At 64.5% G+C, this 15,269-nt stretch carries 11 protein-coding genes, 1 tRNA gene and 1 pseudogene; 3 read left to right on the top strand and 10 right to left on the bottom strand.

Annotated elements, in window-relative coordinates; genetic code table 11:
* The 5 genes and pseudogenes from C4S70_RS19475 to C4S70_RS15130 form a co-directional block, all read right to left on the bottom strand.
* Positions 1–140, bottom strand: a 140-nt coding sequence (locus C4S70_RS19475; protein ID WP_146064230.1) for an IS3 family transposase, incomplete at its 3' end; no start/stop codon positions are given.
* Between the two features lie 99 nt (positions 141–239).
* Positions 240–742, bottom strand: a pseudogene (locus C4S70_RS15145) (transposase); the annotation flags it as partial.
* Positions 743–1,033: 291 nt separating this feature from the next.
* Positions 1,034–1,107 (bottom strand) — tRNA-Gly (locus C4S70_RS15140).
* 189 nt (positions 1,108–1,296) lie between these two features.
* Positions 1,297–4,218 (bottom strand): valine--tRNA ligase, encoded by a 2,922-nt coding sequence (locus tag C4S70_RS15135; protein WP_104008952.1) that lies wholly within the window; start codon positions 4,216–4,218, stop codon positions 1,297–1,299.
* 335 nt (positions 4,219–4,553) lie between these two features.
* Positions 4,554–6,572, bottom strand: a complete 2,019-nt coding sequence (locus C4S70_RS15130; protein WP_104008951.1) for a M3 family metallopeptidase — start codon at positions 6,570–6,572, stop codon at positions 4,554–4,556.
* 208 nt (positions 6,573–6,780) lie between these two features.
* Here C4S70_RS15130 and C4S70_RS15125 point away from each other — a divergent pair, with 208 nt between their 5' ends.
* Entirely contained in the window at positions 6,781–7,989 is a 1,209-nt protein-coding gene (locus C4S70_RS15125; protein ID WP_104008950.1) for a trans-sulfuration enzyme family protein, read from the top strand.
* A 15-nt stretch (positions 7,990–8,004) separates the two neighbouring features.
* Here the strand turns inward: C4S70_RS15125 and C4S70_RS15120 are convergent, their stop codons facing one another.
* On the bottom strand, positions 8,005–8,778 hold the full coding sequence (locus C4S70_RS15120; protein ID WP_104008949.1) for a 3-hydroxybutyrate dehydrogenase: 774 nt from the start codon (positions 8,776–8,778) through the stop codon (positions 8,005–8,007).
* Between the two features lie 300 nt (positions 8,779–9,078).
* Between C4S70_RS15120 and C4S70_RS15115 the strand changes: the two genes are divergently transcribed.
* Complete coding sequence (locus tag C4S70_RS15115; protein ID WP_104008948.1) at positions 9,079–10,893, top strand: extracellular solute-binding protein; 1,815 nt, start codon at positions 9,079–9,081, stop codon at positions 10,891–10,893.
* A gap of 136 nt (positions 10,894–11,029) precedes the next feature.
* Here C4S70_RS15115 and C4S70_RS15110 read toward each other — a convergent pair whose 3' ends face one another.
* A complete protein-coding gene (locus tag C4S70_RS15110) occupies positions 11,030–12,295 on the bottom strand; it encodes an MFS transporter (RefSeq protein ID WP_146064229.1) in 1,266 nt (421 codons plus the stop codon).
* A gap of 57 nt (positions 12,296–12,352) precedes the next feature.
* Here C4S70_RS15110 and C4S70_RS15105 point away from each other — a divergent pair, with 57 nt between their 5' ends.
* Entirely contained in the window at positions 12,353–12,667 is a 315-nt protein-coding gene (locus C4S70_RS15105; RefSeq protein WP_146064228.1) for a hypothetical protein, read from the top strand.
* Between the two features lie 14 nt (positions 12,668–12,681).
* Here C4S70_RS15105 and C4S70_RS15100 read toward each other — a convergent pair whose 3' ends face one another.
* From C4S70_RS15100 to C4S70_RS15090, 3 genes are read right to left on the bottom strand one after another with little or no spacing between them, the layout of a single operon-like run.
* Positions 12,682–13,047, bottom strand: a complete 366-nt coding sequence (locus C4S70_RS15100) for a potassium channel family protein (RefSeq protein WP_104008945.1) — start codon at positions 13,045–13,047, stop codon at positions 12,682–12,684.
* A complete protein-coding gene (locus tag C4S70_RS15095; protein ID WP_104008944.1) occupies positions 13,047–13,697 on the bottom strand; it encodes a DsbA family oxidoreductase in 651 nt (216 codons plus the stop codon). The genes C4S70_RS15100 and C4S70_RS15095 overlap by 1 nt, the downstream gene beginning before the upstream one ends.
* Complete coding sequence (locus C4S70_RS15090) at positions 13,694–15,214, bottom strand: class I adenylate-forming enzyme family protein (RefSeq protein WP_104008943.1); 1,521 nt, start codon at positions 15,212–15,214, stop codon at positions 13,694–13,696. The genes C4S70_RS15095 and C4S70_RS15090 overlap by 4 nt, the downstream gene beginning before the upstream one ends.
* Positions 15,215–15,269 lie beyond the last annotated feature (55 nt).

Raw genomic sequence — 15,269 nt, 5'->3', positions numbered from 1 at the left:
ATCGGCATCAGGCCCATCAGCCGCATAAGCCGGCGGATGCGCTTCTCGTCGACCAGATGGCCCTCGTTGCGCAAATGCCAGGTCATCTGCCGCACTCCGAAGAACGGCGTTTCCAGGAACTGTTCGTCGATCTGGCGCATCAGCGTCAGGTTCAGCGCCGTCTCGCCCTTGGGCTGGTAGTAGAACGACGACCGCGAGATCGACAGCAGCTTGCACTGTTTGCCAATCGACAGCTCGGGGTTGATGCCGGAAGGCTCGTCCTCACGCCTGAGCAGCACGAACAGACGCCTGTAGCCGAACCGGCGCCGCTCATTGGCCAGATCACGCAGACGCTTGCGCAGCGCCGTCTCGGGCGGCCTGACGGATCGGTAGCGGGTCATCTTGCGATCCGCCCCGACAATCCGGCAGGCCCGCCGCTCTGACAGACCAAGTTCGGCCTTCAGATGCGCAACGGCTTCGCGCTTGACGGCGGGCCTCGCCATTTTTTTGCCAACAGTTCCTTCATTGCCGCAGCATCAAGCATCTACTCAGCCAGAAGCTTCTTCAAACGGGCATTCTCGTCCTCAAGTGCCTTCAGCCGCCTGGCGTCGGACACCGTCATGCCGCCATACTTGGCTTTCCAGTTGTAGAACGTCCCTTCCGACATCCCGTGCTTGCGGCACAGATCGGCGCACTTCGCCCCCGCCTCATGCTCGGTCAGGATGCCGATGATCTGTTCTTCCGAGAATCTCGTTCGCTTCATTGTCTGTCCCTTCGTTGGGGCGGACTCTAATCCCAGGTGGAGGAAAATTCCCGTGGCAGGTCAGATCGACCACGAGGAGATCGCCCCCATTCTCAGCATCACAACAAAAGCCGCCTGATCATGACCTCAGGCCACCCGGAAAATTACAGAACCTTCACGGACGTGACCATCGGCCTGCGGTTGGGATTCAATTGAGGGGGCATCACCAACCATCCGGAAAGGACCAACCCTGAACAGGGCCAACCCATTATCTCGGACTTCAAGCGGAGCGGGTCACCTGGATGGTCGTAATGGAGCGGGTGAAGGGAATCGAACCCTCGTCGTCAGCTTGGGAAGCTGCTGCTCTACCATTGAGCTACACCCGCAGCACCTGCTGTCATAATTTGCGGCTGGTTGTGTGACAAGGGCAAAGTTGAAGCGGGGATTCCCGCTTCTCGCCACCCGCGACGGACACCGGCGGCGACGGGACGCCATTCTGCTTTCGACAGAAAAAACGCCCCCACCGCAGAGCCTTCGGTGAGGGCGGGACATGAGTATTGGAAGCAAGATGAAGATCAGGCCAGTTCCGAAAGCCGCTCCAGCGCCTCTCTCAGCTTGGCCTCTTCCTCTTCGCGAGCGGCAAGGTTGGCACGGGTTTCCTCGACCACCTCTTCAGGGGCGGATTCGACGAATTTGGGATTCTTCAGCCTACCCCGCAGGCCGCCCAGTTCCTTGGCGAGCTTGCCCAGCGTCTTTTCCAACCGAGCCTTTTCCGCGCCGATATCGATCACGTCCGCCAGCGGCAGGCCGAAGGTCGCGCCTTCGGCGGCAATGGTAATGGTGCCCTTGGGCATGGCTTCCACGCGCGTCAGGCTCTCGATCCGCGCCAGCCGCTTGATGAGCGCTTCGTTGCGGTCCCATGCGGCCTGCCCGCGTTCGTCGATTTCGGTCACCACCAGCGGCACGTAAAGCCCCGCCGGCACATGCATCTGCGCCCGTGCCGAGCGGATCGATTCGATCAGACCGATCACCCAGTTCATCTCGTGATCCGCGGCCGAATCCACCAGATCGGCGGCCGTGTATTCCGGCCAATCGGCGTGGATCAGCATCTTGTCCCGCTGCCCCGAGAGGCCCCAGATTTCCTCGGTGATGAAGGGCATAATCGGGTGTAGCAGGATCAGGCACTGGTCCAGCACCCATTTCATCGTCTCGCGCGTCTCGGCGCGGGCGGCCTCGTCCTCGCCCTGCAGAAGGGGCTTGGAGAATTCCACGTACCAGTCGCAGACCTTGCCCCAGACAAAGGCATAGAGCGCATGCGCCGCGTCATTGAAGCGGAAGCTTTCCAGCGCGGCGTCCACCTCTTCGCGCACCTTGGCGGTTTCGCCGACGATCCAGCGGTTCAGCGTCCGCTGCGGGCGCGGGATGTCGTGGGCTTCGACCTCGAACACGCCGTTCATCTCGGCAAAGCGGGCAAAGTTCCACAGCTTGGTGCCGAAATTGCGATAGCCGGTGATACGCTCGCGCGAGAGCTTCAGCACGCCGCCGATCGCCGCCATCGCGGTATTGGTGAACCGAAGCGCGTCGGCGCCGAATTCATCCACGATCTCGAGCGGGTCGATCACGTTGCCCGCGGTCTTGGACATCTTCTTGCCCTTCTCGTCGCGCACGAGCTGATGCAGATATACGGTGTGGAACGGCACCTCGTTGACCACCGCAAGCTGCATCATCATCATCCGCGCCACCCAGAAGAACAGGATGTCGAAGCCGGTGATCAGCACGTCGGTTGGGAAATACCTGCGCAGCTCGGGCGTGTCCTCGGGCCAGCCCAGCGTGCCGATCGGCCAGAGCCCGGACGAGAACCAAGTGTCCAGCACGTCGGGATCGCGCGTGAGCTTCACGCCCTCGCCCGCCATCGCCTGCGCTTCCTGCTCGGTCGGGGCGCAGTAGTGGTTGCCGTCCTCGTCATACCAGACCGGGATCTGGTGGCCCCACCACAGCTGGCGACTGATGCACCAGGGCTCGATGTTCTCCAGCCAGTGGTAATAGGTCTTCTCGCCGGATTCGGGGATGATCTTCGTCCGGCCCGACCGCACCGCCTCCAGCGCGGGGCCGACGATCTTTTCGGCATCCACGAACCACTGGTCGGTCAACATCGGCTCGATCACGACCTTCGACCGGTCGCCAAAGGGCTGCATGATGGGTTTGGACTCCACCAGCGGCACAAGCGCGTCCGCACCCTCTTCGCCCGGCTTCACCGCATTCGGGCCAAGGCGCGGATCATCCGCGCGGGTCATCACCGCCAGCCCCTCGGCGGTGATCTGTTCGACAACCCGCTTGCGCGCCTCGAACCGGTCCAGCCCGCGCAGGTCGTCGGGCACCAGGTTGATCGCGTCGATCTCGGCCTCGGTGAAGGGCTTGCCGCGGGCATATTCCTGCGCCTTCCGGGCCTCTTCGGCATAGGGCGCGCCGTCCGCGCGCATGTGCCCGCGCGTGTCCATCAGGCGATAGCACGGAATGTTGTTGCGCCGCGCCACCGCGTAGTCGTTGAAGTCATGCGCTCCGGTAATCTTGACCGCACCCGACCCGAAATTCGGGTCCGGATATTCGTCGGTGATGATAGGGATCTGCCGGCGATGCTCTTTCGGACCAACCGGGATTTCACACAGTTTTCCAACGATTGGCGCGTAGCGTTCATCTGATGGATGAACCGCGACGGCACCGTCGCCCAACATCGTTTCGGGGCGCGTCGTGGCGATCGAGATGTAGTCGCGCTCTTCCTCGAGGATCACGTTGCCGTCCTCGTCGCGCTCGACGTAAGTGTAGGTCTCGCCCCCCGCGAGCGGATACTTGAAGTGCCACATGTGGCCCTGCACTTCGATGTTCTCGACTTCCAGATCGGAAATCGCGGTTTCGAAATGCGGATCCCAGTTCACCAGCCGCTTGCCGCGATAAATGTAGCCCTTGTTGTACATGTCCACGAAGACCTTGATCACGGCATCGTGGAAATTGGGGCTGTTTTCGTGCCCGGTACGCGGGTCGCCCGGCGCCCCGGCCATGGTGAAGGCGTTGCGCTCCCAGTCGCAGGAACAACCAAGGCGCTTGAGTTGCTCGATGATGGTGCCGCCGTATTTGCCCTTCCACTCCCAGACCTTTTCCAGGAACTTCTCGCGGCCAAGTTCGCGGCGGCCGGGCTGGCCGGTGGCGGCCAGCATCTTTTCCACCTGCAACTGAGTGGCGATGCCGGCATGATCCTGCCCCGGCTGCCACAGCGTGTCAAAGCCGCGCATCCGGTGCCAGCGGATCAGGATGTCCTGCAGGGTGTTGTTGAAGGCGTGCCCCACATGCAGCGCGCCGGTCACGTTGGGCGGCGGAATCATGATGCAGAAGCTTTCCTCGCTCCGCGCATTGGCGCCAGCGCGGAAACAGCCCGCCTCTTCCCAGGCCCTGTAGATGCGGCCCTCGGCCTCGGCCGCGTTGAAGGTCTTTTCCATCGCCATGATCTAGCGTCCCCTGTTCGTCGCGCTTCCTCTACCGAATGGCGCGGCGAAGGGAAAGGTGGCAATGGCGCATTTCCCCATCGCCGCCGGACCGCCCCGATAACGCAGGACATGGGTATTTGAGACCAGAAAGAAGCAGCAAGGATTTCTTAACCGGAATCACCCAGCATCGGAGCTGCGGTACAGGCTGGGGAGCCGATGACCGCACCAGGAAGAAGCGGCCCTGCCGGGGCAGGATTGTCCCCTCGAGGATGGACGGCCCCGGTCAGGGCTCTTCGACCCTGCTCCTTTCTGGTTCCAAATACCCGCGCCGCAGGCACGCGCCGCAAGGCGCGTCACCCCGCCTGTAACAGGCCGCGACCTTTCAGCAGCGCGTCTACTCCGGGCATTCGGCCCCGGAAGGCCACATATAGTTCTTCGGCCTCACGCGAACCGCCCTTGGACAGGATATGCTCTTCAAGCGCAGCGGCGGCATCGGGGTCGAAGGCGCTTCCTGCCGCCTTGAACGCCTCGAAGGCGTCGGCGTCCATGACCTCGGACCACATGTAGCTGTAATAGCCGCTGGAATAACCGTCACCCGCGAAGACATGCGCGAAATGCGGCGTTGCGTGGCGCATCCCGATCGCGTTCGGCATCCCGATCGCGGCCAGAACCTCGGCCTGTTTCGCCATCGGGTCGGCTGGCGCGGGGCCGTCGTGGAAGGCAAGGTCCACCAGCGCCGAGGCGACGTATTCCACCGTCTGGAACCCCTGGTCGAAATTCGCTGCCCGCAGCACCTTGTCGAGCATTGCCCGAGGCATCGCCGCACCGGTTTCGTAGTGGATCGCAAATTCCTCCAGCACCTCCGGCACTTCGAGCCAGTGTTCGAACAGCTGGCTGGGCAGTTCCACGAAATCGCGCGCCACGGACGTGCCGGACATACTCTCGTAAGCGACATCCGAGAGCATCTGATGCAGCGCATGGCCGAACTCGTGGAACAGGGTCCGGGCGTCGTCATAGCTCAGAAGCGTCGGCGTGCCTTTTGCAAAATTGCAGACATTGATGACGACAGGCGTCTGAGGTTCGGGAAATTTCGCCTGAGACCGCATCGCGCTGCACCAGGCGCCCGACCGTTTGGAGCCGCGCGCGAACCAGTCCCCGATGAACACCGCCACATGGCGCCCGTTACGGGTCACCTCCCATGCGCGGCAGTCCTCGTGGTAGAGGGGTATATCGAGTGGCCGGAACTCCAGTCCGAACAGGCGGTTGGCGCAGGCGAAGGCCGCCTCGATCATGCGGTCGAGTTGCAGATATGGTTTCAGCGCGGCCTCATCGAGGTCGTGTTCGGCCCGGCGCCGCTTCTCGGCGTAATAGCGCCAGTCCCAAGGCTCCAGGGGGCCGTTCACGCCATCTTCGCGCATCATCGCCGCCAGCACTTCGGCATCTGCTTCGGCCCGCGCCCGCGCCGGTGCCCAGACCGCCATCAGCAGGTCGCGCACCCGGTCCGGCGTCCGGGCCATCTCGGTCTCCAGCTTCCAGGCGGCAAAACTGTCATGGCCCAAGAGCCGCGCCCGTTCCTCGCGCAATTTCAGGATCTCGGCGGCAATGGCGCGGTTGTCCGTTTCCCCGCCATTCGCCCCACGAGCGGCCCAGGCGCGCCAGGCGCGCTCGCGCAGGTCGCGGCGGGGCGAGAATTGCAGGAAGGGCACGATCAGCGACCGCGCCAGCGTGATTACAGGGCCGTCCACACCCTTTTCCCGTCCCGCCGCGCGGGCCGCGTCGATGACGAAATCCGGCAGGCCTTCGAGATCCGCCTCGTCCAGTTCCATGAACCAGCCGCGCTCGTCCGCCAGAAGGTTCTGGGCAAAGGCGGTGCCGAGCTCCGCGAGCCGCGACTTGATCGCCTTCATCCGCGCCTCGGCCTCGCCCTCGAGCGCGGCGCCGGCGCGGACGAAACCGCGATGGGTGAGCGTCAGCAGCCGGGCCTGTTCGTCGGTCAGAGCCAACGCCTCGCGCGCCTCCCACACCGCCTGTATGCGAGCAAACAGCGCCCTGTTGGCGGAAATGTCCGAGAAATGCGCGGCGAGCCTGGGCGAAAACTCTCGTTGCAGCGCCTCGCGTTCCGGGGTGCTGTCGGCGCCCGCGACGGTGAAGAACACACCCAGCACCCGGTCCAACGTGCGGCCGGCGGCCTCGAGCGCCTCGATCGTGTTGGCAAAGCTCGCCGGTTCGGGATTGGCGGCGATAGTCTCGATCTCGCGGCGGTGTTCGGCCAGTGCCGCCTCCAGCGCGGGGGCGAAGTGGTCGTCCTGGATGCGGTCGAATGGAGCGATACCGAACGGAGTGTCCCAGTCGGCCAAGAGCGGGTTGGTCATGAAAGTCTCCTGCCTTGCCCCAACGTGATGGGGGCGCGTGTTTGTTGGCCACAAGATGTTCGCGCGAGCGTGCGAGTTCAACAGGCTTTGTCGGCAGTCATCCATGGCCTCGATCACGGATGCTTTCCCCCGCCATCACGAAAATTCGATTGCGCGGACGGGGGCGGCCCGGTCAGGGTGGCGGCAAAGCACGAAAGGAAGATCCCTCATGACCCGCCGCAACCGTTTCGGCCCGATGACCACCGCCATTCACGCCGGCGAAGGCCCGGACCCCGCCACAGGCGCCTCGGCTCCGCCGATTCACATGTCTTCGACCTATGTGACCGAGAACGTGGCCGGCTTTTCGGCGCATGATCTCGAGGAAGGCAGCGGTTTTCTTTATTCGCGCTGGGGCAATCCGACCGTGACGATGCTCGAGGCCAAGCTGGCCGCGCTGCAGGGAACCGAGGCGTGCCTGTGCACCGCATCCGGCATGGCGGCGGCGACCGCGATCTTTCTGACCTTTCTGTCGGCGGGCGACCACTGCGTGGTGTCGGATGTCTCCTATGCCGGGGTGGCGGAGCTCGCGCGGGACACCCTGCGCCGGCTGGGGATCGAGGTTTCGATCGTGAACATGGCCGATCTCGACGCGGTCGCGGCGGCGATCCGGCCGAATACGCGGCTGATCCATACCGAGACGCCGGTGAACCCGATCGGGCGGCTCACCGATCTGGCCGCCGTGGCCGCGATCGCGCGCGAGTCGGGGGCGCTTCTGTCCTGCGATGCGACCTTTGCCTCGCCCATCGGCATGGATGCGGCAGGGCTGGGGGTGGATCTGGTGATGCACTCGACCACGAAATATGCCGGCGGGCACGGCGACGCGGTGGGCGGCGCAATCTGCGGATCCCGCGAGCTGGTGGAGCGGATGCGGCTCGAGGCCGGGATCCATCACGGTGGAATCCTGTCGCCCTTCAACGCCTGGCTGATCGCGCGGGGGCTTGCAACCCTGCCCCTGCGGATGAAGGCGCACGAGGCCGGGGCGCGGGCGGTGGCGGAATGGCTGGAGACGCATCCCAGGGTCACTCGGGTGATCTGGCCCGGCTTGGCGTCGCACCCCCAGCATGACCTGGCACGGCGCCAGATGTCGAACATGGGCGGCATGATCGCGTTTCAGGTGGGCGATGCCGCCACCGGCGAGGCGCTGGCGCAGCGGATGATCAAGCGGCTGAAGGTGATCCACTATGCCGTGTCGCTGGGCCACCATCGCAGCCTGATCTTCTGGATGGGGACCGAGGGGCTGATGGAAACCTCGTTCCGGCTGGAGGGGGCGCAGCTTGCCGCATACCGCGATTGGGCGGGCGACGGCATCTTCCGCCTGTCGGTGGGGCTGGAGGATGCCGACGACCTGATCGCGGATCTGGAGCGGGCGCTCGCGTGAACCGCCAACCGCCCGTTACAGCGCGGTCCAGCCGCCGTCCACGCTGATCGTGGTGCCGGTGATCTGGTCCGCGGCGGGGGAGCACAGGAACACCGTGGTCCCGCCGATCTGTTCCACCGTGGCGAACTGGCGCGACGGCTGGCGTTCCAGCATCACCTCGCGCACCACGGTGTCGCGGTCCATGTTGTGCGCCTTCATCTGGTCGGGGATCTGCGCCTCGACCAGCGGGGTCAGCACATAACCGGGGCAGATCGCGTTGGCGGTGATCGGCTCTTCGGCGGTCTCCAGCGCGGTGGTCTTGGTCAGCCCCACCACCCCGTGCTTGGCCGCGATATAGGCCGCCTTGAAGGGCGAAGCGGTCAGCCCGTGCGCTGACGAGATGTTGACGATGCGCCCCCAGCCGGCCGCCCGCATCATCGGCAGCGCGGCGGCGGTGGTGTGAAAGGCCGAGCTCAGGTTGATGGCGATGATCGCATCCCATTTCTCGACCGGGAATTCGTCAATCGGCGCGACGTGCTGGATGCCGGCATTGTTCACCAGGATGTCGCAAGCGCCGGCCTGTTCGATCAGCGCCCGGCATTCGTCGCCTTTCGACATGTCGGCCTTGATATAGCGCGCGGCCACACCGAACTCTTCGCCCAACGCCGCCGCCAGCGCGTGGTCCTCTTCGCGGTCGGTGAACGAGTTGAGCACCACGTCCGCCCCCGCACGCGCCAGTTCGCGCGCGATGCCCAGCCCGATGCCCGAATTCGATCCGGTAATGACGGCGGTCTTGCCAGCCAGCGTCATGGGTCGTCCTCCTGCTGATCCTGTCTGGCGCGCACCCTGCCATGCTGCATCTGCAAAAGGAATGGGAAAACCGCGCGGACGGCGCCCTTGCCTTGCCCGGTCGTTCTGCAAAAAAAAACGCCCGCGCAAGGCGGGCGTCCAGTTATTGAGGCAGGTTTCATACAGGCAAGAAACCTATCGAGCAGTGCCCTCTTTATAAGCAATTCGACGCCGTTCTCCAAGCTAAAAGTTTGAAAAGACGGGAATCGGCGGATACCCTTTGGCCCAAGAAAACAAAGGCCGAGCAGGATTGTTGCCAAAATGGGCTTGGATTTTTTCCCCCGCGTCAGGTCGCTGATCTCAGGAATCAGCCTGATCCTTGCCGCCGGATTCGCGTCTGCAGAATCAGCGCATGGCATAGCTATGTATGGCGACCCCGCCCTACCACCGGATTTTGTGTCCCTGCCCTATGCCAACCCCGATGCGCCCAAGGGCGGCAGAATCGTCTTTGGCAATGTCGGCAGTTTCGATTCGCTGAACCCGTTCATCCGCAAGGGCAATCCGCCCTGGCAGCTGCGGTTCTGGGGATACGAATCCCTCATGGGGCGAAGCTGGGACGAACCCTTCACCCTTTACGGGCTTCTGGCCGAATCGGTCCGCACCGCGCCGGATCGGTCCTGGGTCGAATTCACCCTGAGACCGGAGGCCCGATTCTCGGACGGCTCCCCGGTCACGGTCGAGGACGTGATCTGGTCCTACGAGACCCTGGGCACCAAGGGGCAGTTGCGCTATCGGACGCTGTGGACACAGATCAAGACGATCGAACAGACCGGACCGCGCAGCCTGCGGATTTCTTTCAAGACCGACAACCGGGAACTGGCGCTGATCGCGGGGCTGCGGCCGATTCTGAAAAAGGCGCAGTGGGAAGGCAGGGATTTCACCGCCTCGGGGCTGGAGACGATCCCCATCGGCACCGGCGCCTATGTGGTGAGCGATTTCGAGCCCGGCCGCCATGTCACGCTGAAGCGCAATCCCGATTACTGGGGGCGCAACCTGCCGTTCCGGCGCGGTACGCAGAATTTCGACGAGATGCGGATCGAATTTTTCGGCGATGAAACCGCTCTGTTCGAGGCGTTCAAGGCCGGGCAGCTGAGCGTGTTCCGCGAATTCAACGCCGAACGCTGGCAGACGCAATATGATTTCCCGGCCGTGCAGCGCGGCGACATCGTGCTGTCGGAGATCCCGCACAAACGGCCCAGCGGCATGACCGGGCTGGTGATGAACACGCGCCGGGCGCCCTTTGACGACTGGCGCGTGCGCGAGGCGCTGATTTTGGCCTTCAACTTCGAATATATCAACGAAACGGTCACCGGCGGGGCGCAACCGCGGATCACCTCGTATTTTTCCAATTCGGAGCTGGGCATGCGCCACGGTCCGGCCAGGGGACGGGTGCGCGAACTGCTGGAGCCCTTTGCGGGTAGCCTGCCGCCGGGCGCACTGGAGGGCTATGAGCTGCCCAAAGGCGACGGCACCGCCCGCAACCGCCGCAACCTGCGAAAGGCGGTCAAGCTGTTGCGCGAGGCGGGCTGGACCGTGCAGGACGGGGTGCTGCGCAATGCCGAGGGGCGCCCGCTGCGGTTCACGATCCTGCTGCGGCAAAGCGCGGGCGAGATGGAGACCGCGGTGGACATCTACGCCCAGGCGCTCGAGCGGCTGGGGATCGAGGTGACGGTGGAAAAGGTCGATGAGGCGCAATATGCCGCGCGGGAGGCGGTGTACGACTTCGACATGACCACGTTCCGCCGCGACCTGTCGCTGAGTCCCGGCACCGAACAGCGGCTCTATTGGGGCAGCGCCGGCGCGACGGAGTCCGGATCGCGCAACCTGATGGGGATGAACTCCCCGGCGGCGGAGGCGATGATCGACGCGATGCTGGCAGCGACCAGTCACGAGGATTTCGTGTCGGCTGTCCGGGCGCTGGACCGGGTTCTGACGGCGGGGCGCTATGTGATCCCGATCTGGCAGTATGACGTGGGGCGGATCGCCCATGTCCGACAGTTGCACTATCCCGAGCGGTTGCCGATCTATGGCGACCGGATCGGGTTCCTGCCGGATGTGTGGTGGTATGAGGAGTAACCGGCAGGCGGGTGGATTGCGGCCGCGGGGGGGGGCGTGGGAGGGGCGTTGCCCCTCTGGGCCTGCGGCCCATTCACCCCGGAGTATTTCCAAGCAAGATGAAGGGGGTGGGCGTTAAGTCGGGGATGGCGGCGGGTCAGGCTTCGAGCCGCGCCTCGACCCGGGCCATGTGCAGGATCAGGGCGTAGCCTACGGCACTCATGATCAGCAGCCCCGTGGCAAGCGGGATCAGCGTACCATCGAAGGTCAGGCCGATCGGCGCGACGATCGACGCGGCGAGCACTGTCGAGATCGCCCCGATCACCGATGCCGCCATGCCCGCGATGTGGCCCATCGGCTCCATCGCTATGGCGTTGAGATTGCCCAACGTGGTACCGGCCATGAAGAACACGCTGCATTGCCATAGCACGAACAGCCCGAACGGTTCGTGGCCGGTAGTGGAGAGCGCAAGAACCACGCTCGTCAGTCCCAGTTGCGCGGCCAACGACCAGGTCACCATGCGCCGCATTCCCAGACGCACCACGAGGCCCGCGTTGAGGACCGAGCCGCTGCCCGACACCAGCGCCACCGCGCCGAACCAGAAGGGAAAGCTGTCGGCGCGGTCGTAGATGACGTCATAGACCGGCTGCACCATGACCAGCATGGTGAACAGCATCCCCATGCACAGGGTCTGGACCATGATCGACAGGCGCACGGTTGGATGGGTCACCATCTCGACCACCGCGCCCCAGAGCAGCGGCAGGCGGAACGGGCGGCGGTTTTCGCGGGCGAGCGGTTCGTCCAGGCGCAGACCCATCCACAGCATGGTGATGACCGAAAACAGCATGAAGGCGAGGAAGATCCCGCGCCAGCCGGTAAAGGCGATGATCCCCGCCCCCATCATCGGGGCGAAGGCGGGGAAGATGGTGAAGATCATCATCGCGATCGACATCAGCCGCGCCATTTCGCGGCCCACATAGAGATCGCGCACGATGGCCAGCGCCACAACGCGCGGCGCCGCCGCCCCCAGTCCCTGCAACATGCGCGCGGCCAGCACCACCTCGAGCGAGGAACTGGCCCACGCCAGCGCGGCGGCTGCGATGTAAAGGGCGGAGCCTGCATAGATCACCGGCTTGCGCCCGAAGGCATCGGACAGTGGCCCGGTGAAGAAGGTGCCCACCCCCATGCCCAGAACGAAGGCGGTCAGAATCAGTTGCGCGCGATTCACGTCTTGGGGGCTGAGCTCGGCGCCGATCTGCGGAAAGGCGGGCAGCATCGCATCGATCGAAAAGGCGATCGTGGCGAACATCATCGCAATCAGCGCGATGAATTCCGGCTTGGACATGCGGGTCTGCATGGGAACTCCTTCTGGCAACCCGGTCTGTATCCCCGGTTTCGCAACGAGAGAAAAGGGGGATTGCATATTTTCTTAGTATTTTTGTAAGACACTCTCACCGATGACTTCAAAGGGATGGAAACGATGAAGAAACTTGCATTTGTCACTGTTCTGCTCACGCTTGCGGCGGGGGCTGCACCGGCTTCGGGGCCTGGAGAGTCGCATTCGGGCGGAACATTCTATCCAGGCGGCGGCGTGCTCACCTATGAGATGTTCGAAGCGGCGGTAGAGCATGCGGATCTCGAGGGGTGTCCGGCCGAATTCGACACGGACGCCGTGTTCTGCCGGATCACGCTGGCCAATGACATGGCCCACGTCTTTGCCTTTGCCCATGACGGCGACCAGCCGCTCTTGGCGATCAAGTCCTATGAGCTCGGCGACGGGTTCCTGCCGTTCTGATCGGCGCGATCCAGTTACTCGCCGGGCCGAACGGCGTCGGGTGGCTCGTCCTCGTTGGCGGGTTGCCCTTCTTGCTGTTCGCGGCCCAGCAGGGCGAACAGCCATTCGGTATGCTCTTCGCGCTTGCGCATGTGGTAGTTGGCAAAGCGGTGGATCGCCACGGCAAAGACGCCCAGCCCGACGAAAATCAGAACCGTCGCCCCGATCTTGCCCAGCGCCGTCGCCGGCACGAGATTGCCATAGCCCACGGTGGAGACCGTCACCACGGTAAAGAAATAGGCGTCGATCCAGCTCCAGCCTTCGACATGACGGAAAAAGACCGTGCCGCCGGAGAGCACCAGAAAGAGCGAGATGACGATGGTTCTGGCGCTGACGTCCATCACCCCGCCAGCTTCTCTGTAATCTCGTCGATCACCTGTTCCCACAGCTCCTGCGGTTGGGCGCCGGGGACGGCGTGTTTGCCCGCGACGATGAAGGTCGGCACCGCGTTGACCCCCATCTTGCGGCTATGCGCATCGCGGGCGCGGATGTCGTTCTTGTCCGCGTCCGATTTCAGAAGGCGCATCACCACCGAGGCGTCCATGCCGATGCCGTCGGCGATATCGGCCAGAACTTCATGGTCGCCGATGTCGCGGCCCTCGTTGAAATAGGCGCGGAACAGCGCATCGACCGCCGCGGTCTGCTTGCCCTCGATCCCCGCCCAGTGGATCAGCCGGTGCGCGTCCAGCGTGTTGGGTGTGCGCTTCATCGCCTCGAAATTGATGTTCAGCCCCAGCTTTTCGGCCTGCTCGACCACAGGCGCGTAGGCCTTCACGGCACCTTCCTTGCCGCCGAACTTGGTTTCCAGATATTCGCGCCGGTCCATCCCGCCCTCGGGCATGTCGGGATTGAGCTGGAACGGGTGCCATTCGATCACGAAGGGGTGGTCGGGATGCGCCTCGAGCGCGCGAAAGAGCTGGGTCTTGCCGATATAGCACCAAGGGCAGATCGGGTCCGAAAGGATGTCGAGCTTGACGGTCTGGTCGGTCATGAAGGCGGGTTTCCGAAATAGGCCGGCAGGGCGCGGCGCAGGAGCTTTCCGTTGGCGCCGGTCGGCAGGGCCGGCAGGTGGACGAAGGCGCGCGGCTGCTTGTAGCGCGCCAGTTTCCCGGCGACATAGGCTTTCAGGTCCGCTTCGTCCAGTGGCGCGGGGCCGGTATAGAAGGCGACGATGATGCTGGCATCCTCCTTCACCCGCACCTCGGCGGCGCCGACCTGGTCGATGCCGGGATGGCTGGCCAGCGCGGTTTCCACCTCGACCGGAGAAACCCGGTAGCCGCCGGCGTTCATCATGTCGTCGGCGCGTCCCAGATAGAACACCTGCCCATCCGCGGCCATCGCGCCCTGGTCGCCGGTCAGGAACCAGTCGCCCCGCATCCGCGCCTGCATTTCATCCGGAGCATTCAGATAGCCCAGCATCAGCCCGGGGTCGTCACGGTGAACCGCGATGGTGCCCTCCTGCCCCTGCGCGACGGGCTGGCCGTCTTCGCCGATGATCGCCACGCGGCGGCCCTTTTGCGGCCGGCCCAGCGCATCCCCGCGCGCCGGATGACTGGGCGAGGCCGAGATGAAGGTGGAGCATTCCGACATGCCATAGGCCTCGTAGAGCTCGGTGCCGGTGGCGGCGCGCCATGCCTCGTGCAGGTGGCGCGACAGTTTTTCGCCGGCACACAGCCCGTGGCGCAGCGCGGGCAGGTCAAGCTTCGCGTGATCCTTCAAGATTTTTCGATAAACGCCTGGCGCCGCGGCGAATATCGTCGCCTCGTATTGACGCAGAAGGCCGGGCAGAGCAGAAATCTCGGTTCCCGGCGCGGGGATCAGCGCGGTCGCGCCCACCGTCCAGGGATCCATCAGTCCGGTGCCCAGAGTATAGGTCCAATTGAACGCGCCGGCATGGCACAGCCGGTCGTTTTCGGTCAGCCCATACCAGCCATCCACCATCATCCGTCGCGCCCAGATCGCCCGATGCGCATGGGCCACCGCGCGGGGGCTGCCCGAGGTGCCGGAGGTATAGACCACATAGGCCAAACGGTTAGGATCCCCCAACGCCCAGTCGCAGGGCGGCAGGGCGCGCATGGCCTCCAGTTCGTCCAGTCCGATCTGGCGCGGATGAGCCGCGCAGGCCACGTCCGGGTCGCGCAGCACTGCGGCGGGCTGCAACTCGTCGATGATCCTGGCCGTCTCCGCCTCGGTCAGTTGTGACGAGGTCGGCACCGGCACCAGCCCGGCGGCGATACAGCCCAGATAGGTCACGGGAAAATCCACCGTATTGCCCAGCCGCATGAGCACGATCTGCCCCGGCGCGAGCCCCGCGCGCCGAAGCCCGGTCCCGGTGCCGCGCACCGCGGCCTCGAGCCGCGCATAGGTCCAGTCCTCGGCCCCCTCGGTGCCCAGAACCGACAGCGCCACCTTGTCGGCCAGTTCCTTCGCCCGCCCCAGCACATGGGCGGCCAGATTGAACGGCGCGGGACAGGGCGGCGGTGGCCCCCGATCGAAAACGGACAGCATGGCCGTTGGCTAGCCCGCCCTGCCCCGCGTTGCAAGTGCGCCGCCGCGCCCCTAT

Origin of the sequence: Jhaorihella thermophila (assembly GCF_900108275.1) — a bacterium.
Classification (GTDB): domain Bacteria; phylum Pseudomonadota; class Alphaproteobacteria; order Rhodobacterales; family Rhodobacteraceae; genus Jhaorihella; species Jhaorihella thermophila.
The sequence above is the reverse complement of the archived record's forward strand: the minus strand, read 5'-3'. Positions and strand labels throughout refer to the sequence as shown.

Coding starts and splice junctions, on each gene's coding strand:
- C4S70_RS15135 (WP_104008952.1), bottom strand. CDS start 4,218: ATGGCGATGGAAAAGACCTTCAACGCGGCCGAGGCCGAGGGCCGCATC.
- C4S70_RS15130 (WP_104008951.1), bottom strand. CDS start 6,572: ATGACCAACCCGCTCTTGGCCGACTGGGACACTCCGTTCGGTATCGCT.
- C4S70_RS15125 (WP_104008950.1), top strand. CDS start 6,781: ATGACCCGCCGCAACCGTTTCGGCCCGATGACCACCGCCATTCACGCC.
- C4S70_RS15120 (WP_104008949.1), bottom strand. CDS start 8,778: ATGACGCTGGCTGGCAAGACCGCCGTCATTACCGGATCGAATTCGGGC.
- C4S70_RS15115 (WP_104008948.1), top strand. CDS start 9,079: ATGGGCTTGGATTTTTTCCCCCGCGTCAGGTCGCTGATCTCAGGAATC.
- C4S70_RS15110 (WP_146064229.1), bottom strand. CDS start 12,295: ATGCAATCCCCCTTTTCTCTCGTTGCGAAACCGGGGATACAGACCGGG.
- C4S70_RS15105 (WP_146064228.1), top strand. CDS start 12,353: ATGAAGAAACTTGCATTTGTCACTGTTCTGCTCACGCTTGCGGCGGGG.
- C4S70_RS15100 (WP_104008945.1), bottom strand. CDS start 13,047: ATGGACGTCAGCGCCAGAACCATCGTCATCTCGCTCTTTCTGGTGCTC.
- C4S70_RS15095 (WP_104008944.1), bottom strand. CDS start 13,697: ATGACCGACCAGACCGTCAAGCTCGACATCCTTTCGGACCCGATCTGC.
- C4S70_RS15090 (WP_104008943.1), bottom strand. CDS start 15,214: ATGCTGTCCGTTTTCGATCGGGGGCCACCGCCGCCCTGTCCCGCGCCG.